The organism is Stenotrophomonas sp. VV52 (genome assembly GCF_002893095.1).
GTDB lineage: Bacteria > Pseudomonadota > Gammaproteobacteria > Xanthomonadales > Xanthomonadaceae > Stenotrophomonas > Stenotrophomonas aracearum.
Genome location: NZ_KZ622864.1, coordinates 19078 through 41664, shown reverse-complemented (window position 1 = coordinate 41664; position 22587 = coordinate 19078). Strand labels below are relative to the sequence as shown.

Genomic DNA, 22587 nt, shown 5'->3' with positions numbered 1-22587 from the left:
GCTCAGTACAACGAACCGGCGTTGACGATCGGCTGGGTGCCGCGGTCGGAGCACAGCACGGTGAGCAGGTTGCCCACCATCTGCGCCTTGCGCTCTTCATCCAGCTGCACGACGTTGTTCTTCTGCAGTTCGGACAGGGCCATTTCGACCATGCCGACCGCACCGGCGACGATGCGGGTGCGTGCGGCGATCACCGCGTTGGCCTGCTGGCGCTGCAGCATGGCCTGGGCAATCTCCGGGGCGTAGGCGAGGTGGCTGATGCGGGCGTCGAGCACCTGCACGCCGGCGTCGGCCAGGCGCTCGGCCAGTTCGTCCTTGAGATGCTGGGAGATCTCGGCGGCATGGCTGCGCAGCGAGAGCTGGCCTTCCTCATGCTGGTCATAGGGGTAGCTGGTGGCCATCGCGCGCAGCGCCGATTCGGACTGGATGTGCACGAAGCTTTCGTAGTCGTCGACGTTGTAGACCGCTTCGGAGGCGTCCACGACCTGCCAGACGATGACGGCGGCGATCTCGATGGGGCTGCCGTCCAGTTCGTTGACCTTGAGCTTGCCGCTTTCGAAGTTGCGCACGCGCTGGCTGACCTTCTTCTTGCTGAAGAAGGGGTTGTTCCAGCGCAGGCCGTTGTCCTTGACGGTGCCGACGTACTTGCCGAACAGGCTGAGCACGGCGGCCTGGTTGGGCTGGACGGTGTAGAGGCCGGTCAGGCTGAACAGGGCTGCCAGGCCGAGCAGCAGGCCGCCGACGATCAACAGCGGGTTGACGTTGCCGCGCTCCACCCCTGAGAAGAACAACCATGCAGCCACCGCCAACAGGGCCAGGACGGCCAGCAGGAAGGGCAGGCCGGAGAGCGAGCGGACAGGCTTTTCTTTCATGGCGGGGCATCCTTTGCGGGTGGTTTTGGATAGTGATATCAGATTGATATCACATCTGCAACCGGCAAGATCCTACAATGCGTTCCCGCCCCCGATGTCCGGAACGCACCATGATTACCCTCGGCACCCCGCTGTCCCCCTCCGCCACCCGTGTCCTGCTGCTGGGCTCGGGCGAACTGGGCAAGGAGGTCGCCATCGAGCTGCAGCGGCTGGGGGTGGAGGTGATCGCGGCGGACCGGTACGAGAACGCGCCGGCGATGCAGGTGGCGCACCGGTCGCATGTGATCGACATGCTGGATGCGATGGCGCTGCGGGCGCTGATCGCGGCGGAGAAGCCGCACCTGATCGTGCCGGAGATCGAGGCGATCCATACCGAGACGCTGGTGCAGCTGGAGCAGGAAACCGGGCAGCGGGTGGTGCCGACGGCGCGCGCGGCGCGGCTGACGATGGACCGCGAGGGCATCCGGCGGCTGGCGGCGGAGACGCTGGGCTTGCCGACCTCGCCGTACCGGTTCGTGGACACGGAGGCGGAGTACCGGGCGGCGGTGGCGGCGATCGGGCTGCCGTGCGTGGTGAAGCCGGTGATGTCGTCGTCGGGCAAGGGTCAGAGCACGCTGCGCGGCGAGGACGATATCGCGGCGGCGTGGGAGTACGCGCAGACCGGCGGTCGGGCGGGTGCGGGGCGCTGCATCGTGGAGGGGTTCATCGATTTCGATTACGAGATCACGCTGCTGACGGTGCGGCATGCGGGCGGGACGTCGTTCTGTGCGCCGATCGGGCATTGGCAGAAGGACGGGGACTATCGGGAGAGCTGGCAGCCGCAGCCGATGTCGCCGGCGGCGCTGGCGCGCGCGGAGGAGATTTCGCGGGCGATCACCGACGACCTGGGCGGTTGGGGGTTGTTCGGGGTGGAGTTGTTCGTGAAGGGCGACGAGGTGTGGTTCAGCGAGGTGTCGCCGCGCCCGCATGACACGGGGCTGGTGACGCTGGCGTCGCAGGAGCTGAGCGAATTCGCGCTGCATGCGCGGGCGATCCTGGGCCTGCCGATTCCGCTGATCCGCCAGAGCGGTCCGTCTGCGTCATGCGCGATGCTGGCGCACGGCGAGGGTGTGCCGGTGTTCGGGAATGTGGAGGCTGCATTGGTGCATCCGGACACGGCGTTGCGCCTGTTCGGGAAGCCGAGCGTGCACGGGCATCGGCGCGTGGGGGTTACGTTGGCGCGTGGTGCGGATGTTGACGAAGCGCGGAAGATTGCGCGTGAGGCGGCTGAGGCGATCTCGGTTGAGTTGCGCGCGTAAGGCGTTAGCGTTTTTGTTTCTACGTGCTGGGGGCGACCGTCGGGCAGCCCCGCTCCGGGACACGCCGCAAGTACGTCCTTGTAGGCTGCTAGAAAACATCCATGTTTTCTAGCGTCCCTCCGGGGGCTACCCGCCGGTCGCCCCCGATGGAATGCGTTGTGCGGAACGGACGGCAGCGACGCAGGGCGTCGCTCTACCGGGCGGCGTGATCGTCGGTAGGGTTGGGTCCCAACCAACCGCACGGGTGCGTCCCGCGCCCGGTAACGCATTCAAACAATCGAAACCGCTTTTACCGCACGTCCACCCACACCAGGTGGTGGTCGCTGCCATCGGCAATCTTGGCTTCGGGCGTTTCATTCGCCGGCCAGAACACGCCGCTGCCGATGTAACTGAACCCCACCGACGGCAATACGTAATCCAGGCGCATGGTGCCGGACTTCGGGCCGAAATCGCCGGTGGCGTGGAACGGGGCGCCCTTCCGGACGATGCCCTTTTCGGCGTACGCCAGGCTGGTCTGTTCGGCACCAAGGCTGCGTGGGGTGGGGTAACGCAGCACGCGCGGGTTTTCGATCAGTTCGACGATGCCTTCATGGCGGCCGTCGCCGTCGACGGGATCGTTGTTGAGGTCGCCGAGGATCACGAAGCGGGCGTCCTGGGCGAGGCCGCCGCACTGGCCACGGTCGTCGCACAGCCAGGGCTTGTCGCCGGCGGAGAGGTATTCCTGCCACAGGCGCAGTTCGTCGTGGTTGCGCGCGGCGTTGCGCTTTTCGGGGCCGTCGAACACGGGCGGGGTGGGGTGCGAGACCAGGGCGTGGACGACGCCGTTGGGGGTGTTCACCGGGACGTCCCAATGCGACTTGGAGGACAGGCGCAGCTGCGACCAGACGTGGTCGTTGTAGAACGATTTTCCGGTGCGCGGGTCGATCGGGCGCAGTGCGCCGGGCATCGTGCTCCACTTCAGCAGCTGGAAGCTGCGCACCTTGGCCTCGTCGATCGGGTAACGCGAGAGCACGAGCATGCCGTACTGCCCCGGGTGCAGGCCGTAGCCCCAGGCGTCGTTGCCGCGGGCGCGGCCGTCGCCGCCGATCTGGCCGTTGTTGTCCAGGTCCAAGCCGCTCTGCACGCCGGTATTGACCGGGGCCAGGTAGCGGTAGGCGAAGTGTAGGGGCTCGCCGCCGCCGGGCTGGGCCACTTCCAGGTAGCGCTGCTGGAACAGGTCGGCGGCGCGGTGGGCGTCGTCGAAGTCGAATTCGTTGAGCAGCACCAGGTCGGGACGGACCTGCTGCAGCACGGCGGCAATCTTGCGCGCGTGCGCGCTGTCGCCTTCGAGTTCGGCGATCAGGCCGCCGGTCTCGTCGCTGTACAGCGAGGTGTTGTAGGTGGCGATCCGCAGCGGTGCGGGGGAGGCATCCGGCATGGCGGCGGTCTTGGTCGAGGTTTGCGCGCAGGCGCCGCAGAGCAGGGCCAGGGCGAGGATCAGGGGATGGGCTTTCATGCGCCTATTCTGCACGGGCGCGCGTTGCAATGGCGGGTCAAATGCCGTCGCGGGCGTCGTCGAACGCGTGCCAGCGGCGGCCGTCGTAGGCCTCCAGCGGACGGAAGCGGCGCTTGTAGTCCATCTTGCGGTGGCCGCGGATCCAGTAGCCCAGGTACAGGTGCGGCAGCTGCTCGCGCCGGGCCCATGCGATCTGCTGCAGGATCGCGAAGGTGCCCAGGCCGCGATGGGCATGGTCGGGGTCGAAGAAGGTGTAGACCGCCGAGAGGCCGTGCGTGGTGACGTCGGTGACCGCCACCGCCAGCAGGGGGCCGCGGTGGCCGTCCACGGCAGGCCCGCGGACCTCCAGGAAGCGGCCCTGCGACCACCGGCCGATCAGGAACTGGTCGAACTCGTGCGGGCCGTGTTCGTCCATGCCGCCCTGGGCATGGCGATGGGTCAGGTAGCGGTGGTAGAGCGCGAACTGCTCGTCGGTCTGCTCGGCGGCGACGATGCGTACTTCCAGGTCATCGTTGCGCGCCAGGCAGCGGCGCTGGCTGCGGTCGGGGGCGAAGCGGGCCACCGGCACGCGGACCGAGACGCAGGCGTGGCAGTTGGCGCAGTGCGGGCGGTAGACCAGGTCGCCGGAGCGTCGGAAGCCCCAGCTCAGCGCCATCGGGTACAGGCTGCCCAGGCGCTGGTCGTGCGGGTCCAGCACCAGGTCGCGCGCAGCCCGGTCCGGCCAGTAGCCACAGGGATGGTCCCCGGTCTGGAACAGGCGCAGCTCGTCGTCGCGGTCGGTGTGGATCGCCATGCCCACAGCATAGCGCCGGGGCGTCGCAGGCGCCGCGACTGTCTGGCGGATTAACGCGGCCGGGGCGGCTGTCAACGCGGGCCACGGCCGGGCGTTTTCTCTCCCGTGGGTGCCGAGCACCGCACGACGCTTCCCCCCGAACAACCGGAGTACACCATGCGCAATCGCAAACCCCTCCTGCTGCTGGCCCTGCTGATGACCACCGGCGCTGCCGGCCTGGCGGTGGCTGCCGATACCCCGACCGCGCCCGCTGCGCCGGCCCGCGCGAAGCTGGATACCAACGGCGACGGGTTCGTCGACCGCACCGAAGCCGCCAAGGCACCGCGCCTGGCGGAGAAGTTCGACAGCCTGGACACCAACAAGGACGGCAAGCTCTCGCGTGAAGAAATGCCGCGCTGGCAGGGCAAGCGCCACGGGCGTGGCCCGGGTGGCGGCCATGAGCGGATGGAAAAGCTGGACGCGAACAAGGACGGCCGCATCAGCCGTGACGAAGCCAAGGCCGATCCGCGCCTTGCAGCGCGTTTCGACCAGATGGACGTCAACAAGGACGGCTGCCTCGACAAGACCGACCGCGAGCTGGGCATGAAGCAGCACCGTGACGCGTGGTTCGCTGCAGCCGACACCAACAAGGACGGCCAGCTCAGCAAGGCCGAATTCGATGCGGCGAAGAAGCCTTTCGCCGGCCCGCGTGGTGACAAAGCCCCGATGCCGCCTCGGGCGAAATAATGGGGTAGAGCCGGGCTCTGCCCGGCTGCTGCAACGTGCGATAAAAAACGCCGGTCATCGACCGGCGTTTTTTTATCCCTCAGATCAACCGGGCATCCCATGCCATCGCCAGCACGATGCCGACCACCAACAGGTTGGTCACGATCAACGCAGGCCGACCATACATCGACTGATACACCCAGCTCGGCCCTTTGCGCCCCTGCCGCGCCGCATCGCGCGCGATCATCGGCGCCATGATCCGTTGCAGGGGCACCAGGCACTGGTAGTTCACCACGCCGGTGCCCAGCACCATGACGATCAGCGGCCAGTGCAGCGGCGCGTGCAGCATCGTCAACGCGAGTACGGCCATGCAGACGAGCATTGCGGTGAAGGTGCTGTAATGCACGAAGCGAAAGACGGAAGCGCGCTCGGCCGGTGTTTCGGTGTAGCACAGCAGGTAGCGTCCGCCGAGATAGCTGCCGATGATGCCGCCGAGCATCGCGGTGATCGCCACGCCCAAGCCCATCCCGGGGCTCATCAGCGGGGTCTGGCTGACCGCAGCGCCCAGCGAGCCCATCGCGGCACCGCCGGTCAGGCTGGCGCCGCCCAGTCCCAACTTGCCGCTGCCCACCCCCACGCCGGTGCCCAGCAGGATCGCGGCACTGGCGGTGCCGGGCGCAGCAATGATCACCATCGACACCACCGTGGTGGCGAACGCAGCCCCGGGCGCGCTGCCACGTGCGAACTCCCCGAAGCGACGGAGCATTTCCTCGCGCACGCTGGCACGTGCACGCGACAGGCGCTTGCGCACGGCGGCGTCGCTGAGGCCGAGCAGGTCGGCCACCTGCTGCGAGCGCTGTCCTTCGCGGTAATACAGCAACAGGGTTTCGCGGCTGTCTTCGGGCAGTGCCGAGATGATTTCCTCTGCAGCCAGTTCTTCCTCCACCCGCTGCAGGTAGTCCGGCGCGCTGGGGCTGGGGTCGGCGGCCATGCTGATCGCGATCTCGGCGGCTTCGCCGGACAACGGCCGGCCACGATTCGCGCGCAGCCAGTCGCGGGCGAGGTTGCGGGTGATCTGGCGCAGCCAGGGCAGGAAGCTGGCGGTGTTGTGCAGCTGGTTGAGCTGCTGCCAGCCCTTGATGAAGGCTTCCTGCGCGATGTCTTCGCTGGCCTGCACGTCGCGGGTGATCGCCAGGGCGATGGCGGTAACGGTGTTCTGGCAGGCCAGCACGATGCGGCCATAGGACTGCTGGCAGCCGCTGGCGGCGGCGGGCAGTTCGCGTTCCAGCGTGTCGGTCAGGGGCAGGGTGGTCATGGCGTCGATCCCGGCGGGTGGTGACATCATGACGGGGTGGGGCGGGGAATGTGACCGGGTGGGGATCCCGTGGGACACGCGTGGCGTGTCGCTACGGTTGTTTGGCCGGTTCGATGCGGACGCGGATTTCTTCCTCTTCCTGCGCCGGAGGGGCTGCCGTCGGCTGCTGCTGTGTCGGCGCGGGCGCTGGCACCGCGGTGGGCGCGCTACGGTGGCGCATCATCACCACCATCGCCACGGCAGCGATGACCAGCAGCAGGCCGATGCGGATGCGCCAGGCCCAGTTGCGGCGCGGCGCGGTCTCGGCGACCTGGTCGCGGAAGGCGAATTCGGCGGTGGGGTGGTCGCGTCGGGTGGTTTCCAGCAGGCGTGCGTCGCGCAGGATTTCGCGGGCGCGCGGCTGGTCGTTGGCGTGCACCACCCACAGGGTCGGGTGGGTGCTGGCCTTGCTGGTGTCCAGGTAGCTGAACTGGCTGCCGCGCTTGCTGTGGTACGAACGGCCGTTGGTGATGCGCACCTCGATACCGGCATCGCGCAGCAGCTGGGCCACGCCTTCCACGGTTTCAACGCGCTGGCTGCTGAAGATCTGACGCATGGCGGATTATTCCTTGGCCGGTACGGCGGCGGCCGCGGCACTGTCGTCGACCACGCGGATCAAACCTTCCTGCGCGGTGCTGGCAACCAGGATGCCGTTACGGGTGTAGAACTGGCCACGTGCCAGCCCGCGCGAATCCTGCGCGCTGGGACTGTCCAGCGAGTACAGCAGCCAGTCGTCGGCGCGGAACGGGCGGTGGAACCAGATCGCGTGGTCCAGCGAGGCCATCTGCACGTGCGGCTGGTAGTAGCTGATCCCGTGCGGGAAGGTCGCGGTACCCAGCAGGTGGAAGTCGGAGGCATAGGCCAGCAGCGCCTGGTGCAGCTCCGGCGCATCGCCGACCTTTTCGTTCAGGCGCAGCCACACCTGGTGGTAGGGCGGGCGCTTGGGCGGGTGCAGTTCGTCGCGCGGGTACACGTGGCGGAACTCGAACGGGCCGCCGCGCGAGAGCCAGCGCTGCACCTTGATCGGCAGGCGCTCCAGCACTTCCTGCGGCAGCGGGCGGTTCGGTTCGATGTCTTCCGGCTGCGGCACGTCCGGCATCTTGTGCTGGTGCTCGGCGCCGCTCTCGGCCTGCTGGAACGAGGCCGCGCAGAAGAAGATCACCTTGCCGTGCTGGATGGCAGTGACCCGGCGCACCGAGAAGCTGCCACCGTCGCGGGTGCGGTCCACGTCGTAGACGATGGGGTGGTCGATGTTGCCGGCGCGCAGGAAGTAGGCGTGCAGCGAATGCACGTGGCGACCGTTGTCCACGGTCGCCTGCGCGGCCGACAGCGCCTGGCCCAGCACCTGCCCGCCGAACACGTACTTGGTGCCGATATCGCGGCTCTGGCCACGGAACAGGTTGTCTTCCAGGCGCTCGAGCGTGAGCAGGTCGATCAGCTCGGAAACGACGGGTTCTTGCGGCTGGGACAAGGCGGCGGCCATGGGGTGGCAAAGGAATGAGGGATTATACGTGTCCGTTGGCGCGGGCCGCCGGCGTCAGGTATTCCGTACGTACAACGAGCACGTACGCCGTAGTGCCGGCCGCCGGCCGGCTCCAAGCGGTGTCAGGCAGCGTCGGGAGCCGGCCGGCGGCCGGCACTACCCAGGCGCTCTACGAGGGTCTGCAGGGCCTGCTGGGCATCCGGTGCGTACCAGGCGTCCACGAAGCGGTCCAGCTGGATCAGGTCGGCGTGCAAGGCCTCGTGCAGGTCGGCGCGGGCGACGCTGCGGGTGTGCAGCATCGGCTGCCGGGGCAGCTTCAGCAGGCGACCCAGCCAGGCCACCGCGCGCGACACCACGTCGGCCGGGGCGACCAGTTCGTCCACCAGGCCGATCTCCAGCGCACGCTCGGCCGGCACCATTTCGCCGCCGATCAGCAGCTGCGAGGCCCGGTGGTGGCCGACCACGCGGCGCATCAGCCGCTGGATGCCTTCCGGCGCCACCAGCCCCACCTGCACTTCGTTCAGGCCGATCACGTTTGGCTGCGCCGGGTCCGTGCTGCGCGCCATGATCCGGTAGTCGCAGCACAGCGCCAGCACGCAGCCGCCGGCCGGGGCATGGCCGGTCAGCGCGGCCACCACCGGGATCCGGCTTTCGGCCAGGGTACGCACCGCGCCGAAGAACGCCTGCCAGCTGTCCAGCAGCTTGTGCCTGTCCTCGCCATGGCTGAGCAGGTGCGGCACGTCCATGCCGGCGCTGAAGATGCGCTCGCTGCCCGACAGCACCAGGCCGTGCACGTCATCGGCCATGGCCTGGTTGATCGCGTGGATCAGGTGACGGCACAGCTCGGTGTCCAGCGCATTGACCGGCGGCCGGGCCAGCCGCAGCTCGCGGATGGGGCCATGGTTGATCACCTCGATAAGCGTCGTCATGCTGCGATCTCGTTGCGGGCAGGGAACTGAGGCGATGATAACCAAACCATTCGTGTGCGTATTGTTGGGCCTGTGTGCGGCCGCAGCATCGGCCGGTGCGGCGGAACCGGCGTGTGTCAGCCTCACTGGGGGCTGGGTGCGGTTGCCGCCGCCGGGGATGACGATGGCGGCCGGCTACGGAACGATCCGGAATGACTGCAAGGCCGCCGTGACCGTGGTCGGCGTGGGCAGCAAGGCCTTCGACGATGTGTCGCTGCACGAGACCACGATGGCCGATGGCGTCAGCCGCATGCGCGCGGTGGAGGCGTTGGCGATTGCGCCGGGGAAGGAGGTCACGCTGAAACCGGGCGGGCTGCACCTGATGCTGATGGAGCCGGTGGTGAAAGTGACGGAAGGGGCAGAGCTGCCCGTGCGCCTGAGCCTGCAGGACGGGCGCAAGGTGGATGGAACGTTGAAGGTGCGCCGGTAGGGTCGCACCCCAGTCGACCGCACGTGGGGTGTCCACGTGCGGTAGGGCATGACCTCAGATCGAAAAAGGCTGTTGCAGGGCGTCAGCTCGACGCGCTGCGGATCGCGTCCGGCAGCGGGGCGCTCTTGCCGGTCTGGGTGTCCATCCAGACCACGACCACATTCCCGTCCGAATACAGCGTGCTGTCGTTCTTCTGGTCCACGATGCGGTGGCCGATGGTCACGCTGCTGTTGCCCAGGCGTTCGACGAACAGCTCCACCACGATGTCGTTGGGCCACACGATCGGCAGGCGATAATTCACGTTGGTGGCGGCCACCACCGGGGCGATGCGGTCGGTCATCGACACGCCTTCCACGCCCAGCATCCAGCGCACGCGCGCTTCTTCCAGGTAGGAAATGTACTTGGCGTTGTTGACGTGGCCCATGCTGTCCATGTCGCGCCAGCGCACGCTGATCGGTACGCGGGCCAGGATCTTGTGTTCGCTGCTCATTACTTCTTCTTCGCCTTCGTGGTCTTGGCAGGGCTGGTCTTGCTGGGTGTGGTGGCGCGCTTGGCCGCGACCGCCTTCTTGGCGACCTTGGCCGGCTTTTCCGGCTTGGCCTTGCGCGGCGGGCGGGCGTCCGGCTTGTTGGCCGTGGCGGCTGGGCGCTCCGGGCGCGCGCTGGTGGAGGGCAGCATCTTGGCCAGGAACTGGCCGGTGTACGAGGCCGGGTGCGCCGCCACGTCTTCCGGCGTGCCGGTGACCAGGATGGTGCCGCCCCGGTGGCCGCCTTCCGGCCCCAGGTCGACGATCCAGTCCGCGGTCTTGATCACGTCCAGGTTGTGTTCGATCACCACCACCGTGTTGCCCTCGTCGCGCAGCTTGTGCAGCACCCCGAGCAGCGCCTCGATGTCGTGGAAGTGCAGGCCGGTTGTCGGCTCGTCCAGGATGTACAGGGTGCGCCCGGTATCGCGGCGCGACAGTTCCTTGGACAGCTTCACGCGCTGCGCTTCACCACCGGAAAGCGTGGTCGCGCTCTGGCCCAGCTTGATGTAGCTCAGGCCCACGTCGACCAGCGTTTCCAGCTTGCGCGCGATGCTCGGCACCGGCTCGAACAGCTTCAGCGCATCTTCGACGGTCATCTGCAGCACGTCGTTGATGTTGTAGCCCTTGTACAGGATCTCCAGCGTTTCGCGGTTGTAGCGCTTGCCATGGCACACGTCGCAGGGCACATACACGTCCGGCAGGAAGTGCATCTCCACCTTGATCAGGCCGTCGCCCTGGCACGCCTCGCAGCGGCCGCCGCGCACGTTGAAGCTGAAACGCCCCGGCGAATAACCGCGCGCACGCGCTTCCGGCACCTGCGCGTACAGCTCGCGCAGCGGCGTGAACAGGCCGGTGTAGGTGGCCGGGTTGGAACGCGGCGTGCGACCGATCGGCGACTGGTCGATGTCCACCACCTTGTCGAACAGGTCCAGGCCATCGACCGACGTGTACGGTGCGATCGGGTGCGAGGAACCGTTGATCTCGTTGGCGGCCAGCGAGAACAGCGTGTCGTTGATCAGGGTCGACTTGCCCGAACCGGACACGCCGGTGATGCAGGTCAGCAGGCCCGACGGAATGTCCAGGTCCACGCCCTTGAGGTTGTTGCCGCTGGCCCCGCGCAGGTGCAGGGTCATCTTCGGGTTCGGCTTGTGCCGGCGCGCCGGGATCTCGATGGCGCGCTTGCCCGAGAGGTACTGGCCGGTGAGCGAACGCGGCGCCTCCAGGATGTCCTGCAGGGTGCCCTGGCCGACGATCTCGCCGCCATGCACGCCCGCGCCCGGACCGATGTCCAGCACGTAGTCGGCCAGGCGGATCGCGTCTTCGTCATGTTCGACCACGATCACCGTGTTGCCCAGGTCGCGCAGGCGGGTCAGGGTGCCGAGCAGGCGCTCGTTGTCGCGCTGGTGCAGGCCGATGGACGGCTCGTCGAGCACGTACATCACCCCGACCAGGCCGGCGCCGATCTGGCTGGCCAGGCGGATGCGCTGCGCTTCGCCGCCGGACAGCGTGTCCGCCTTGCGCTCCAGCGTGAGGTAATCCAGGCCCACATCGACCAGGAAGCCCAGGCGCTCGCCGATCTCCTTGACGATCTTGCCGGCGATCTCGCCGCGCCAGCCGGGCAGGGTCATGCCGCTGAAGAACTTCAGCGCTTCGTCGATCGGCAGCACGACCAGTTCCGGCAGCGCACGGTCGGCCACGAACACGTTGCGCGCCGCGCGGTTCAGGCGCTGGCCGTTGCACTCAGGGCAGTTGCGTTCGCTGATGTACTTGGCCAGCTCTTCGCGCACCGCGGCCGACTCGGTTTCCTTGTAGCGGCGCTCGAGGTTGGGAATGATGCCCTCGAAGCGGTGCTTGCGCTGGGTGCGGCCGCCGTTTTCGGTGAAGTAGGTGAAGGTGATGGTTTCATCGCCGCTGCCGTACAGCACCGCCTGGCGCACGCTGTCGGACAGGCTCTGCCACGGCGCGTCCACGTCGAACTTGTAGTGCTTGGCCAGCGAGGCGATCAGCTGGAAGTAATAGGCGTTGCGGCGGTCCCAGCCGCGCACGGCACCGGCCGAGAGCGACAGCTCCGGGTGCACCACCACGCGCGAGGGGTCGAAGAACTCGGCCATGCCCAGGCCGTCGCAGCCCGGGCAGGCGCCCACCGGCGAGTTGAACGAGAACAGGCGCGGTTCCAGCTCGGGCAGCGAGTAGTCGCAGACCGGGCAGCTGTACTTGGACGAGAACAGGTGCGCCGGCGCGTCTTCCACGTCCAGCGACTGCACCGACACCATGCCGTCGCCCAGCTTCAGCGCGGTTTCAAAGCTTTCGGCCAGGCGCTGCTTGATGTCCTCGCGCGGGCGGAAGCGGTCGATCACCGCCTCGATGGTGTGCTTCTGGCGCAGCGCCAGCGGCGGCACCGCGTCGATCTCATGCAGCGCGCCGTCCACGCGCACGCGCACGAAGCCCTGCGCGCGCAGCTGGTCGAACACCTGCGCATGCTCGCCCTTGCGCTCGCGGATCACCGGCGCCAGCAGCATGTAGCGCTGCTCCGGGTCCAGCGTGAGCACGTGGTCGACCATCTGGCTCACGGTCTGCGCTTCCAGCGGGTAGCCGTGGTCGGGGCAGCGCGGGCTGCCGACGCGGGCGTACAGCAGGCGCAGGTAGTCGTAGATCTCGGTGATCGTGCCAACCGTCGAACGCGGGTTGTGCGAGGTCGACTTCTGCTCGATCGAGATCGCCGGGGACAGGCCTTCGATATGGTCCAGGTCCGGCTTTTCCATCACGCTCAGGAACTGCCGCGCGTACGCCGACAGCGACTCCACGTAGCGGCGCTGGCCTTCTGCATAGATGGTGTCGAACGCCAGCGACGACTTGCCCGAACCGGACAGGCCGGTGATCACGATCAGCTTGTCGCGGGGCAGGTCGAGATCGATGTTCTTGAGGTTGTGCGTCCGCGCGCCGCGGATGCGGATGAAATCCATCGCCATGGGGGATCCGTTGTGGGGCTCTGGCCGGCAATCGGTCAGCCTACCGAGCTTGGGATTTGGGGGCAATCGGCGACATTGCCAGCCCGCCGTCTCATCTATTGAGACCCGGCGGGCCTGAACCTGAACGGGGTTCAGGCCCTGGCCGCCCGGGGCAGGGGGTGGGTTGACCCGGACCCGGTGCAGTCATTAAAATCCCGCTTCTGTCCGCCCTCGATGGCGGCAGTCCATAGACCACAATAACTACAGAGGAAGTCTGGTCATGTACGCAGTACTGGTAACCGGCGGTAAGCAATACCGCGTGGCGCAGGGCGAAACGCTCCGCGTTGAAAAGCTCGAAGTCGAAGTCGGCAACGAGATCAAGTTCGACGAAATCCTGATGCTGGGCGACAGCGACGGCATCAAGCTGGGCGACGCGCTGAAGGGCGCCTCGGTCACCGCCAAGGTCGTGTCCCAGGGTCGTGCCGACAAGGTCCGGATCATCAAGTTCCGTCGCCGTAAGCACCACATGAAGCGCCAGGGTCACCGTCAGTACTACACCGAAATCGAGATCACCGGCATCGCCGGTGGCAGCAAGTAATAAGGAGAAGCAGTCATGGCACATAAAAAGGGCGTAGGCTCATCGCGCAACGGTCGCGACTCCAACCCGAAGTACCTCGGCGTCAAGATCTTCGGTGGCCAGGCCATCGATGCCGGCAACATCATCGTGCGTCAGCGCGGCACCCAGTTCCATCCGGGCGCCGGCGTCGGCCTCGGCCGTGACCACACCCTGTTCGCGCTGGTCGACGGCAAGGTGGAGTTCTCGGTGAAGGGCCCGAAGAAGCGTCGTACCGTCAGCGTCGTCGCCGAAGCCTGAGCTTCGCGAGACCCGGGCGTCGCCCCCGCCTAGGCGTGGGGCCGCTTGCGAAAGCCCCGCTTCGGCGGGGCTTTTGTTTTTCACGTTAGACTCTGCGGTCGGGCGCGTTCCGTGCCTACCGCCTCCAGGTGGCATCCAGAATCATGAAACTTGTAGACGAAGCAGAAATCCAGGTTACCGCCGGCAATGGCGGCAACGGCTGCGTCGGTTTCCGTCGCGAGAAGTTCATTCCGCTGGGCGGCCCGGACGGCGGCGACGGCGGCAATGGCGGCAGCGTGTACATCCGCGCCGACGAAAACCTCAATACCCTGGTCGACTTCCGCCACGAGCGCATCTTCAAGGCGCAGCGTGGCGAGAACGGCATGGGCCGCCAGGCCTACGGCAAGGGCGGCGAAGATCTCATCATCACCGTGCCGGTCGGCACCGTGATCATCAACGTCGCCACCGACGAAGTCATCGGCGACCTGGTCCAGCACGACGACATCCTGCTGGTGGCCAAGGGCGGCAAGGGCGGCCTGGGCAACATGCACTTCAAGAGCTCCACCAACCGTTCGCCGCGCCAGTCGCTGCCGGGCGAGGAGGGCGAAGAGCGCCTGCTCAAGCTGGAGCTGAAGCTGCTGGCCGACGTGGGCCTGCTGGGCTTCCCGAATGCCGGCAAGAGCACCCTGATCCGTGCCGTGTCCGCTGCCACCCCCAAGGTGGCCGACTACCCGTTCACCACGCTCTACCCCAACCTGGGCGTGGTGCGCGTGGAGAACTACCGCAGCTTCGTGATCGCCGACATTCCCGGTCTGATCGAAGGCGCGGCCGACGGGGCCGGGCTGGGCGCGCAGTTCCTGCGCCACCTGCAGCGCACCCGCCTGCTGCTGCACCTGGTGGACATCTCCCCGATGGAAGGCGGCGTGGAAATCTCCCCGATCGAGCAGGTCCGTGCGATCGAGCGCGAGCTGGCCAAGCACGACCCGGAGCTGCTGGAAAAGCCGCGCTGGCTGGTGCTGAACAAGGCTGACCTGATGTTCGAGGACGAGGCCAAGGCCGCGGCCGAGAAGATCATCGCTGAGCTGGGCTGGACCCAGCCGTGGTACCTGGTCTCGGCGCTGGGCCGTGAAGGCACCTGGCCGATCATGACCAACATCATGGCGTTCTTCGACCGCCAGAAGGAAGACGAAGCGGATGCGCGCAACGCGCTCTGACGCTTTCGTCGCTGCACAGAAAAACCCGGCCTTGGCCGGGTTTTTCTGTGGCCGCCGGGCGGTAGAGCCGGGCTCTGCCCGGCTGCCCCACAACGCAAAAAACCCGGCCTGGGCCGGGTTCTTTCACCGCACGCCGCGCGTGGCGCGGCGTTGCGCCGGATCAGGCAGCCTTGAGGGCCTTGATGCGGGCGGTCAGACGGCTCTTATGGCGAGCGGCCTTGTTCTTGTGGATCAGACCACGCGAGCTGAAACGGTCGAGGATCGGCTGGGCGACGGCAAAGGCTGCCTCGGCGCCGGCGGCATCGTTGGCATCCAGAGCCTTGATCACCTTCTTGACAGCGGTGCGCAGCATCGAACGCTGAGCCGTATTGCGCGCGTTGCGCACGACGGTCTGCTTGGCGCGCTTCTTGGCGGACTTGATATTGGCCACAGTGGTGGTTTCCTGAAAAATCGGTGTAATGGGAACAGCAAGCTGGAAAGTATGATGGCTCGAAAAATGTACGTCAAGTCAATTGTCAAGAGGAAACACGGGTGAGTTCACCAAGGATGTTGCGCGGGCTGCTGTCTTTCAGCAGCATGACCATGATTTCACGGGTGCTGGGGCTGGTCCGCGACCTGGCCGTCACCACCACGTTCGGCACCAATGCGGTGACCGACGCCTTCTGGGTCGCCTTCCGGGTGCCCAACTTCCTGCGCCGCCTGTTCGCCGAGGGGTCGTTCGCGACCGCGTTCGTGCCGGTGTTCACGGAAGTGAAGGAAACCCGCTCGCATGAGGAGCTGCGCGAGCTGATGTCGCGCGTCGCTGGCACCCTCGGCGCGGTCCTGCTGCTGGTGACCGCGCTGGCGCTGATCTTCGCGCCGCAATTGGCCACCCTGTTCTCAAGCGGGGTAGAGACCGACCCGGCCAAGCACGGCCTGCTGGTCGACCTGTTCCGGCTGACCTTCCCGTTCCTGCTGTTCGTGTCGCTCACCGCGCTGGCGGGCGGGGCGCTGAACAGCTTCCAGCGCTTTGCCATGCCGGCGCTGACCCCGGTGATCCTCAACGTCTGCATGATCGCCGGTGCGCTGTGGCTGGCGCCCCGGCTCGGCGGCACCCCGGAGAAGCAGATCCTCGCGCTGGGCTGGGCGGTACTGGCGGCCGGCATGCTGCAGCTGCTGTTCCAGCTGCCTTCGCTGAAGGGCATCAACCTGCTGACCCTGCCGCGCTGGGGCTGGAACCACCCCGGCGTGCGCAAGGTGCTGACCCTGATGGTGCCGACCCTGTTCGGCTCGTCGGTGGCGCAGATCAACCTGCTGCTGGACACGGTGATCGCGGCCAAGCTGACCGACGGCTCGCAGTCGTGGCTGTCGCTGGCCGACCGTTTCCTGGAACTGCCGCTGGGCGTGTTCGGGGTGGCGCTGGGCACGGTGATCCTGCCGGCGCTGGCCCGCCACCATGTCAGCACCGACAAGGCGGGCTTCTCCAGCGCGCTGGATTGGGGCCTGCGCACCACGCTGCTGATCGCGGTGCCGGCCATGCTCGGCCTGTTGCTGCTGGCCGAGCCGCTGATCGCCACGCTGTTCCAGTACCGCCAGTTCACCGCCTTCGACACCCGTATGACCGCGCTGTCGGTGTACGGCCTGAGCCTGGCGCTGCCGGCCTTCGCCCTGCTCAAGGTGGTGCTGCCGGCGTTCTACGCCCGCCAGGACACTCGCACCCCGGTGCGTGCCGGCCTGGTCGCGCTGGTCGCCAACATGGTCTTCAACTTCATCCTGCTGGCGATCCTGTACCAGGTGATGGTGCCCGAAGCGCTCAAGGCGCAGGGCGTCTGGGTCGCGCTGGGCAAGCAGCCCGGCCTGCACCTGGCGCTGGGCATTGCCAGCGCGTTGTCCAGTTACCTGAACCTGGGCCTGCTCTGGTACTGGCTGGGCAAGACCGACGTCTATCAGCCGAAGGCAGGGTGGGGTGGCTACATCGCCCGGCTGGTGCTGGCCTGCGGGGCCATGGTCGCGGTGCTGCTGGTGCTGCGCGGGCAGATGCCCGACTTCACCGGCATGGACAAGTGGCACCGGATCGGCAACCTCACGCTGCTGGTCGGCGGCGGCGGCCTGACCTACCTGGTCGCCCTGGTCGCCATGGGCTTCCGCCCGCGCCACCTGCGCGAGCATTGATCGAAGACCCATTCGCCACCACCTCCGGTAGAGCCACGCCCTGCGTGGCTGCTTCCTCCCAACGCCCGGCTATACTTGAGGGTCATGCATTGCAATACGTTGGCCCGGGTGGGCCGGATCTCGATCAGATGAGCACCTTGTTCCGATCCATCGAAGGCAAGCCCCTGTTCCCGCAAGGGAGCGTTGTCTGCATCGGCGCATTCGACGGCCTGCACCTGGGCCATCGCGCGCTGGTGCGGCATGCGGTGGCGCGTGCCCGCGCGCTCGGCGTGCCGGCCGTGGCCGTCGCCTTCGAACCGCTGCCGCGCGAGTACTTCGCCCAGGGCGAGCCGCCGCCGCGGCTGACCCTGGCCCGCGACAAGGTGGCGATCCTGCGCGAGTGCGGCGTGGACGCCATCGGCCTGCTGCGCTTCGACGCGCGCATGGCCGCCATGCCGGCCGAAGCTTTCGTCGAGCAGCTGCTCGCCCACCGCCTGGGCGCGCGCGAAGTGTGGATCGGCCCGGAGTTCTGCTTCGGCAACCGCCGCCGCGGCGACCTCGCCCTGTTGCAGGCCATGGGCGAGACGCTCGGCTTCAGCGCCGGTGAGATCGAAGCGGTGGACCTGCACGGCGACCGCATTTCCAGCACCCGCATCCGCCAGCTGCTGCGCGAAGGCGATTTCAACCGTGCCGCAGACCTGCTCGGTCGCCCGTATACGATCAGCGGCCGTGTCGTGCGCGGGCGCCAGCTCGGCCGCACCCTGGGCTTCCCGACCGCGAACCTGCGCTTCCCGAAGACCCCTGCGCTGGCCGGCATCTACGCCACGTGGGTGCACGGCGTGTTCGACCAGCCGTGGCCGTCGGTGTCCAGCTTCGGCACCCGTCCCACCGTGGACGGCGTGGAGCCGCTGCTGGAAGCGCACCTGTTCGACTTCCAGGGCGACCTGTACGGCCGCCACATCGAAGTCGAATTCGTCGCCAAGCTGCGCAACGAAGAAAAGTTCCAAGACCTGGCGGCGTTGACCGTCCAGATGCACCGCGACGCCGATCAGGCGCGTCGCATCCTTTCCGAACACAGATTGCGAGCCACTGCGTGAGCCAGGACTACAAAGCCACCCTTCATCTGCCGGCAACCGAATTCCCGATGCGCGGCGACCTGCCCAAGCGCGAGCCGGGCATTCTGTCGCGCTGGGAAGACGAGGGCCTGTACGCCCGCCTGCGCGAAAACGCGCAGGGTCGCCCGCTGTTCGTGCTGCACGACGGCCCGCCGTACGCCAATGGCCAGATCCACCTGGGCCATGCGGTCAACAAGATCCTCAAGGACATCATCGTCAAGTCGCGCTACCTGGCCGGCTTCGACGCGCCGTACGTGCCGGGCTGGGACTGCCACGGCCTGCCGATCGAAATCGCGGTCGAAAAGAAGTGGGGCAAGGTCGGCGTCAAGCTCGATGCCGAACAGTTCCGCCAGAAGTGCCGCGAGTATGCTGAAGAGCAGATCGAGCTGCAGCGCCGCGACTTCAAGCGCCTGGGCGTGATCGGCGATTGGGACAACCCGTACAAGACCCTCAGCTTCGACTTCGAAGCCAACGAGATCCGCGCGCTGTCCAAGATCTTCGCCAACGGCCACATCGTGCGCGGTGCCAAGCCGGTGCACTGGTGCTTCGACTGCGGCTCGGCGCTGGCCGAAGCGGAAATCGAATACCAGGACAAGACCTCGCCGGCCATCGACGTGGCCTACGTGGCGCGCGACAGCGCGCAGCTGGCCGCGCGCTTCGGCGTGACCCTGCCGGCCGATGTCGAAGTGGCCGTGCCGATCTGGACCACCACGCCGTGGACGCTGCCGGCCTCGCTGGCGGTGTCGCTCGGTGCGGACATCCAGTACGCGCTGGTCGAAGGTCCGGCCCATGCCGGCAAGCGCCGCTGGCTGGTGATCGCCGCCAGCCTCGCCGAGCGCGCGCTGCGCCGTTACGGCGTGGAAGACGTGGTCGCGCACGGTCATGCCGCCGGTGCCGCGCTGGAAAACCTGCTGCTGGCCCATCCGTTCTACCCGCAGCGCGACATCCCGCTGCTCAACGGCGCGCACGTCTCCGATGAAGACGGTACCGGTGCGGTGCACACCGCGCCGGGCCACGGCCAGGAAGACTTCGTGGTCAGCCAGCAGTACGGGCTGATGGACAACTACAACGCCGGCCAGATCAACCCGGTCGACGGTCGCGGCGTGTACCTGCCGTCCACCCCGCCGGCGGGCGAGGTGGTGCTGGCCGGCGTGCACCTGTGGAAGGCGCAGCCGCTGATCGTGGACGTGCTGCGCGACTCCGGCGCGCTGCTCGCCTTCGTCGAGATCGTGCACAGCTACCCGCACTGCTGGCGTCACAAGACCCCGGTGGTGTTCCGCGCCACCCCGCAATGGTTCATCTCGATGGACAAGGCCAACCTGCGCAGCGACGCGATGGCCGCCATCGACAACGTCGGCTGGTTCCCGAGCTGGGGCAAGGCGCGCATCGGCAGCATGGTCGACGGCCGCCCGGACTGGTGCATCAGCCGCCAGCGCACCTGGGGCGTGCCGATCGCACTGTTCACCCACCGCGAAACCGGCGAGCCGCATCCACGCACCGTTGAACTGATGCAGCAGGTGGCCGATCGCGTGGAGCAGGGCGGCATCGACGTCTGGTACGCGCTGGACGCCGCCGAACTGCTCGGCGATGAAGCCGCGCATTACGAGAAGGTCACCGACATCCTCGATGTCTGGTTCGACTCCGGCGTCACACATGAGGGCGTGCTCGCCGCGCGTGGCTTCGGCAAGCCGGCCGACCTGTACCTGGAAGGCTCCGACCAGCACCGCGGCTGGTTCCAGTCCTCGCTGCTCACCGGCGTGGCCATCGACCGCCATGCGCCGTACAAGCAGTGCCTCACCCACGGTTTCACCGTGGATGAGAAGGGCCGCAAGATGTCCAAGTCGCTGGGCAACGGCATCGAGCCGCAGGACATCATGAAGACCCTGGGCGCGGACATCCTGCGCCTGTGGATCGCCTCGGCCGACTACAGCAATGAAATGTCGCTGTCGCAGGAAATCCTCAAGCGCAACGCCGACGCCTACCGGCGCCTGCGCAACACCGCGCGTTTCCTGCTCGGCAACCTGGACGGCTTCGACCCGGCCGCGCACCTGGTGGCCCCGGCCGACATGGTCGCGCTGGACCGCTGGATCGTGCATCGCGCCTGGGAAGTGCAGGAGAAGATCAAGGCGGCGTACACCGGCTACAACATGGCCGAGATCGTGCAGCTGCTGCTGAACTTCTGCAGCGTCGACCTCGGTTCGCTGTACCTGGACGTGACCAAGGACCGGCTGTACACCATGCCGACCGACTCGCGTGGCCGCCGTTCGGCGCAGACCGCGATGTACCACATCGCCGAAGCGTTCACCCGCTGGGTGGCGCCGATCCTGACGTTCACCGCCGACGAGCTGTGGGGCTACCTGCCGGGCGCGCGCAAGGACAACGTGCTGTTCGCCACCTGGTACGAAGGCCTGGCCCCGTTGCCGGCCGATGCCCCGTTGAACGCGGCCGACTTCGACCAGCTGCTGGCCCTGCGCGAGCAGGTGGCCAAGGTGCTCGAACCGATGCGCGCCAACGGCGCTATCGGTGCTGCGCTGGAAGCGGAGATCACCGTGGCCGCCAGCGAAGAGACCGCCGTGCGCTGGCAGCCGCTGGCCGATGAACTGCGTTTCCTGTTCATCAGTGGCGACGTGAGCGTGCGCCCGGCGACCACCGACGAGGTGTTCGTCAGCGCCCAGCCGACCACCAAGCAGAAGTGCGTACGCTGCTGGCACTACCGCGCCGACATCGGCACGGTGGCCGCCCACCCGGAGCTGTGCGGTCGTTGCGCAAGCAACGTCGACGGTGCCGGCGAAGACCGGAAGTGGTTCTGATGGCCGCCCCGCGTCCGCGTCCCAGCGCGCTGGTGTGGCTGCTGCTTTCCGCAGCGGTCATCGTCCTGGACCAGTGGAGCAAGGCCTGGGTGCTGTCCAGCCTGCCCGAGTTCCAGCCGGTCACCGTCATCGACGGCTTCTGGAACTGGTACCGCACCTACAACACCGGTGCAGCGTTCAGTTTCCTGAGCGACGCCGGTGGCTGGCAGCTGTGGTTCTTCACCGCGCTGGCGGTGGGCATCAGCGGCCTGATGGCGTTCTGGCTCTCGCGCACCCCGCGCGCCCACTGGCGCAGCGCGGTGCCGTACGCGCTGGTGATCGGGGGTGCCATCGGCAACGTGATCGACCGCCAGGTGCACGGCCATGTGGTCGACTTCATCCAGTGGTACGTGGGCGAGCACTACTGGCCCGCGTTCAACATCGCCGATGCGGCGATCGTGGTCGGCGCGATCGGTATCGCCGTGTTCGGCCTGTTCGACGGCAAGACCGCCAAAAAGGCGGATAATGCCAACCCGTAACCCCTTGCCGGCCGCTGCCGGGAGACCTGTCTGATGGATGTGCTGCTCGCCAACCCGCGTGGATTCTGTGCCGGTGTCGATCGTGCGATCGAGATCGTCAAGCGCGCGATCGAAACACTGGGCGCGCCCATCTACGTGCGCCATGAAGTGGTGCACAACCGCTTCGTGGTCGACGACCTCAAGCAGCGCGGCGCGATCTTCGTCGAAGAGCTCGACGAAGTGCCCGACAACAACACCGTGATCTTCAGCGCCCACGGCGTGTCCCAGGCCGTGCGCCAGGAAGCCGAGCGTCGGGGCCTGAAGGTGTTCGACGCGACCTGTCCGCTGGTGACCAAGGTCCACTTCGAAGTCGCCCGTCACTGCCGTGCCGGCCGCGACGTGGTGCTGATCGGCCACGCCGGTCACCCGGAAGTGGAAGGCACCATGGGCCAGTGGAAGCAGGAAGCGGGCAGTGGGCACATCTATCTGGTTGAAGACGTGGAGCAGGTGGCCACGCTGGAACTGAACCAGCCGGAAAACTTCGCCTACACCACCCAGACCACGCTCTCGGTGGATGACACCCGCGGCATCATCGACGCCCTGCGCACGCGCTTCCCGGCGATGCAGGGGCCGAAGAACGACGACATCTGCTACGCCACCCAGAACCGCCAGGACGCCGTGCGCGACCTGGCCAAGCGCTGCGACCTGGTGCTGGTGGTCGGCTCGCCGAACAGCTCCAATTCCAACCGCCTCAGCGAACTGGCCCGCCGTGATGGCGTGGAGTCGTACCTGATCGACGGCGCGCATGAGATCGACCCGGCCTGGGTCGTAGGCAAGAAGCATATCGGCCTCACCGCCGGCGCCTCCGCGCCGCAGGTGCTGGTGGATGGCGTGATCGAGCGCTTGAAGGAACTGGGCGCCACCGGCGTCGGCGAACTCGACGGCGAACCAGAATCGATGGTATTCGCGCTGCCGAAGGAACTGCGGTTGCGGTTGATCTCGTAACGGTTTGGATCCAAACCCGGGCGCCTGCATGACCTTTGGCCATGTGGCGCACGCCCGCGCAGGTCTACGATCGAACGTTTCGTACCCCGGA

21 protein-coding genes are annotated in these 22587 nt (G+C 67.3%); 11 read left to right on the top strand and 10 right to left on the bottom strand.

The annotated features are described in order from the left end of the window. Positions 1 to 2: 2 nt before the first annotated feature. The gene (locus tag C2U58_RS00205) at positions 3 to 872 is read right to left on the bottom strand and encodes an SPFH domain-containing protein (protein WP_102944043.1); all 870 of its coding nucleotides are present in this window, start codon (positions 870 to 872) and stop codon (positions 3 to 5) included. 110 nt (positions 873 to 982) lie between these two features. On the opposite strand from C2U58_RS00205, the gene purT reads away from it, so the two are divergent. Further along, positions 983 to 2170 carry a formate-dependent phosphoribosylglycinamide formyltransferase gene (purT, locus tag C2U58_RS00200; RefSeq protein ID WP_102944042.1) on the top strand — a complete coding sequence of 396 codons (1188 nt, stop codon included), beginning with the start codon at positions 983 to 985 and terminating at the stop codon, positions 2168 to 2170. A gap of 289 nt (positions 2171 to 2459) precedes the next feature. On the opposite strand, the gene C2U58_RS00195 is transcribed toward purT, so the two are convergent. Both C2U58_RS00195 and C2U58_RS00190 read right to left on the bottom strand, forming a co-directional pair. Next, the gene (locus tag C2U58_RS00195) at positions 2460 to 3665 is read right to left on the bottom strand and encodes an endonuclease/exonuclease/phosphatase family protein (RefSeq protein WP_102944041.1); all 1206 of its coding nucleotides are present in this window, start codon (positions 3663 to 3665) and stop codon (positions 2460 to 2462) included. A gap of 37 nt (positions 3666 to 3702) precedes the next feature. After that, positions 3703 to 4458: an arginyltransferase gene (locus C2U58_RS00190; RefSeq protein WP_102944040.1), complete on the bottom strand. Its 756-nt coding sequence runs from the start codon at positions 4456 to 4458 to the stop codon at positions 3703 to 3705. A 156-nt stretch (positions 4459 to 4614) separates the two neighbouring features. On the opposite strand from C2U58_RS00190, the gene C2U58_RS00185 reads away from it, so the two are divergent. Further along, on the top strand, positions 4615 to 5184 hold the full coding sequence (locus tag C2U58_RS00185; RefSeq protein ID WP_102944039.1) for an EF-hand domain-containing protein: 570 nt from the start codon (positions 4615 to 4617) through the stop codon (positions 5182 to 5184). A 79-nt stretch (positions 5185 to 5263) separates the two neighbouring features. Here C2U58_RS00185 and C2U58_RS00180 read toward each other — a convergent pair whose 3' ends face one another. The 4 genes from C2U58_RS00180 to C2U58_RS00165 all read right to left on the bottom strand — a co-directional run bounded on the left by C2U58_RS00180 (position 5264) and on the right by C2U58_RS00165 (position 8929). Further along, positions 5264 to 6478 carry an RNA polymerase sigma factor gene (locus C2U58_RS00180; RefSeq protein WP_102944254.1) on the bottom strand — a complete coding sequence of 405 codons (1215 nt, stop codon included), beginning with the start codon at positions 6476 to 6478 and terminating at the stop codon, positions 5264 to 5266. A gap of 91 nt (positions 6479 to 6569) precedes the next feature. After that, positions 6570 to 7073: a DUF2007 domain-containing protein gene (locus C2U58_RS00175; protein WP_102944038.1), complete on the bottom strand. Its 504-nt coding sequence runs from the start codon at positions 7071 to 7073 to the stop codon at positions 6570 to 6572. A gap of 6 nt (positions 7074 to 7079) precedes the next feature. After that, positions 7080 to 8000 carry an acyl-CoA thioesterase II gene (gene tesB / locus C2U58_RS00170; RefSeq protein ID WP_102944037.1) on the bottom strand — a complete coding sequence of 307 codons (921 nt, stop codon included), beginning with the start codon at positions 7998 to 8000 and terminating at the stop codon, positions 7080 to 7082. Positions 8001 to 8122: 122 nt separating this feature from the next. Continuing rightward, positions 8123 to 8929, bottom strand: a complete 807-nt coding sequence (locus tag C2U58_RS00165) for an enoyl-CoA hydratase/isomerase family protein (protein ID WP_102944036.1) — start codon at positions 8927 to 8929, stop codon at positions 8123 to 8125. Between the two features lie 34 nt (positions 8930 to 8963). Here C2U58_RS00165 and C2U58_RS00160 point away from each other — a divergent pair, with 34 nt between their 5' ends. Beyond that, positions 8964 to 9398: a copper chaperone PCu(A)C gene (locus C2U58_RS00160; RefSeq protein ID WP_102944035.1), complete on the top strand. Its 435-nt coding sequence runs from the start codon at positions 8964 to 8966 to the stop codon at positions 9396 to 9398. 82 nt (positions 9399 to 9480) lie between these two features. Here C2U58_RS00160 and C2U58_RS00155 read toward each other — a convergent pair whose 3' ends face one another. Then, positions 9481 to 9888 (bottom strand): thioesterase family protein, encoded by a 408-nt coding sequence (locus C2U58_RS00155; protein ID WP_070209172.1) that lies wholly within the window; start codon positions 9886 to 9888, stop codon positions 9481 to 9483. Then, the gene (gene uvrA, locus C2U58_RS00150; RefSeq protein WP_102944034.1) at positions 9888 to 12893 is read right to left on the bottom strand and encodes an excinuclease ABC subunit UvrA; all 3006 of its coding nucleotides are present in this window, start codon (positions 12891 to 12893) and stop codon (positions 9888 to 9890) included. The genes C2U58_RS00155 and uvrA overlap by 1 nt, the downstream gene beginning before the upstream one ends. 259 nt (positions 12894 to 13152) lie before the next feature. On the opposite strand from uvrA, the gene rplU reads away from it, so the two are divergent. From rplU to cgtA, 3 genes are all read left to right on the top strand, one after another. Next, a complete protein-coding gene (gene rplU, locus C2U58_RS00145) occupies positions 13153 to 13470 on the top strand; it encodes a 50S ribosomal protein L21 (RefSeq protein ID WP_102944033.1) in 318 nt (105 codons plus the stop codon). 15 nt (positions 13471 to 13485) lie between these two features. Then, entirely contained in the window at positions 13486 to 13746 is a 261-nt protein-coding gene (gene rpmA / locus C2U58_RS00140) for a 50S ribosomal protein L27 (protein WP_070209175.1), read from the top strand. A 143-nt stretch (positions 13747 to 13889) separates the two neighbouring features. After that, positions 13890 to 14939, top strand: a complete 1050-nt coding sequence (cgtA, locus tag C2U58_RS00135; protein ID WP_102944032.1) for an Obg family GTPase CgtA — start codon at positions 13890 to 13892, stop codon at positions 14937 to 14939. A 160-nt stretch (positions 14940 to 15099) separates the two neighbouring features. Here the strand turns inward: cgtA and rpsT are convergent, their stop codons facing one another. Continuing rightward, the gene (gene rpsT / locus C2U58_RS00130; protein ID WP_017354922.1) at positions 15100 to 15369 is read right to left on the bottom strand and encodes a 30S ribosomal protein S20; all 270 of its coding nucleotides are present in this window, start codon (positions 15367 to 15369) and stop codon (positions 15100 to 15102) included. A 116-nt stretch (positions 15370 to 15485) separates the two neighbouring features. Between rpsT and murJ the strand changes: the two genes are divergently transcribed. The 5 genes from murJ (at position 15486) to ispH (ending at position 22496) form a co-directional block, all read left to right on the top strand. Then, positions 15486 to 17090, top strand: coding sequence for a murein biosynthesis integral membrane protein MurJ (murJ, locus tag C2U58_RS00125; protein ID WP_102944031.1), 1605 nt, complete (start codon positions 15486 to 15488; stop codon positions 17088 to 17090). A 128-nt stretch (positions 17091 to 17218) separates the two neighbouring features. Further along, entirely contained in the window at positions 17219 to 18166 is a 948-nt protein-coding gene (locus C2U58_RS00120; RefSeq protein ID WP_102944030.1) for a bifunctional riboflavin kinase/FAD synthetase, read from the top strand. After that, positions 18163 to 20994, top strand: a complete 2832-nt coding sequence (ileS, locus tag C2U58_RS00115; protein ID WP_102944029.1) for an isoleucine--tRNA ligase — start codon at positions 18163 to 18165, stop codon at positions 20992 to 20994. Before C2U58_RS00120 ends, ileS begins: the two co-directional genes overlap by 4 nt. Beyond that, the gene (lspA, locus tag C2U58_RS00110) at positions 20994 to 21512 is read left to right on the top strand and encodes a signal peptidase II (protein ID WP_102944028.1); all 519 of its coding nucleotides are present in this window, start codon (positions 20994 to 20996) and stop codon (positions 21510 to 21512) included. The genes ileS and lspA overlap by 1 nt, the downstream gene beginning before the upstream one ends. 33 nt (positions 21513 to 21545) lie before the next feature. Then, positions 21546 to 22496, top strand: coding sequence for a 4-hydroxy-3-methylbut-2-enyl diphosphate reductase (gene ispH / locus C2U58_RS00105; RefSeq protein ID WP_102944027.1), 951 nt, complete (start codon positions 21546 to 21548; stop codon positions 22494 to 22496). Positions 22497 to 22587: the final 91 nt, after the last annotated feature.

Bases quoted from the DNA above. Each gene is read 5' to 3' on its own strand.
- rpmA (WP_070209175.1), top strand. From the start codon at position 13,486: ATGGCACATAAAAAGGGCGTAGGCTCATCGCGCAACGGTCGCGACTCC.
- C2U58_RS00185 (WP_102944039.1), top strand. From the start codon at position 4,615: ATGCGCAATCGCAAACCCCTCCTGCTGCTGGCCCTGCTGATGACCACC.
- C2U58_RS00175 (WP_102944038.1), bottom strand. From the start codon at position 7,073: ATGCGTCAGATCTTCAGCAGCCAGCGCGTTGAAACCGTGGAAGGCGTG.
- uvrA (WP_102944034.1), bottom strand. From the start codon at position 12,893: ATGGCGATGGATTTCATCCGCATCCGCGGCGCGCGGACGCACAACCTC.
- C2U58_RS00160 (WP_102944035.1), top strand. From the start codon at position 8,964: ATGATAACCAAACCATTCGTGTGCGTATTGTTGGGCCTGTGTGCGGCC.
- cgtA (WP_102944032.1), top strand. From the start codon at position 13,890: ATGAAACTTGTAGACGAAGCAGAAATCCAGGTTACCGCCGGCAATGGC.
- C2U58_RS00205 (WP_102944043.1), bottom strand. From the start codon at position 872: ATGAAAGAAAAGCCTGTCCGCTCGCTCTCCGGCCTGCCCTTCCTGCTG.
- ispH (WP_102944027.1), top strand. From the start codon at position 21,546: ATGGATGTGCTGCTCGCCAACCCGCGTGGATTCTGTGCCGGTGTCGAT.
- murJ (WP_102944031.1), top strand. From the start codon at position 15,486: ATGTTGCGCGGGCTGCTGTCTTTCAGCAGCATGACCATGATTTCACGG.
- tesB (WP_102944037.1), bottom strand. From the start codon at position 8,000: ATGGCCGCCGCCTTGTCCCAGCCGCAAGAACCCGTCGTTTCCGAGCTG.
- C2U58_RS00120 (WP_102944030.1), top strand. From the start codon at position 17,219: ATGAGCACCTTGTTCCGATCCATCGAAGGCAAGCCCCTGTTCCCGCAA.
- rplU (WP_102944033.1), top strand. From the start codon at position 13,153: ATGTACGCAGTACTGGTAACCGGCGGTAAGCAATACCGCGTGGCGCAG.
- C2U58_RS00180 (WP_102944254.1), bottom strand. From the start codon at position 6,478: ATGACCACCCTGCCCCTGACCGACACGCTGGAACGCGAACTGCCCGCC.
- C2U58_RS00155 (WP_070209172.1), bottom strand. From the start codon at position 9,888: ATGAGCAGCGAACACAAGATCCTGGCCCGCGTACCGATCAGCGTGCGC.
- C2U58_RS00195 (WP_102944041.1), bottom strand. From the start codon at position 3,665: ATGAAAGCCCATCCCCTGATCCTCGCCCTGGCCCTGCTCTGCGGCGCC.
- purT (WP_102944042.1), top strand. From the start codon at position 983: ATGATTACCCTCGGCACCCCGCTGTCCCCCTCCGCCACCCGTGTCCTG.
- C2U58_RS00190 (WP_102944040.1), bottom strand. From the start codon at position 4,458: ATGGCGATCCACACCGACCGCGACGACGAGCTGCGCCTGTTCCAGACC.
- lspA (WP_102944028.1), top strand. From the start codon at position 20,994: ATGGCCGCCCCGCGTCCGCGTCCCAGCGCGCTGGTGTGGCTGCTGCTT.
- C2U58_RS00165 (WP_102944036.1), bottom strand. From the start codon at position 8,929: ATGACGACGCTTATCGAGGTGATCAACCATGGCCCCATCCGCGAGCTG.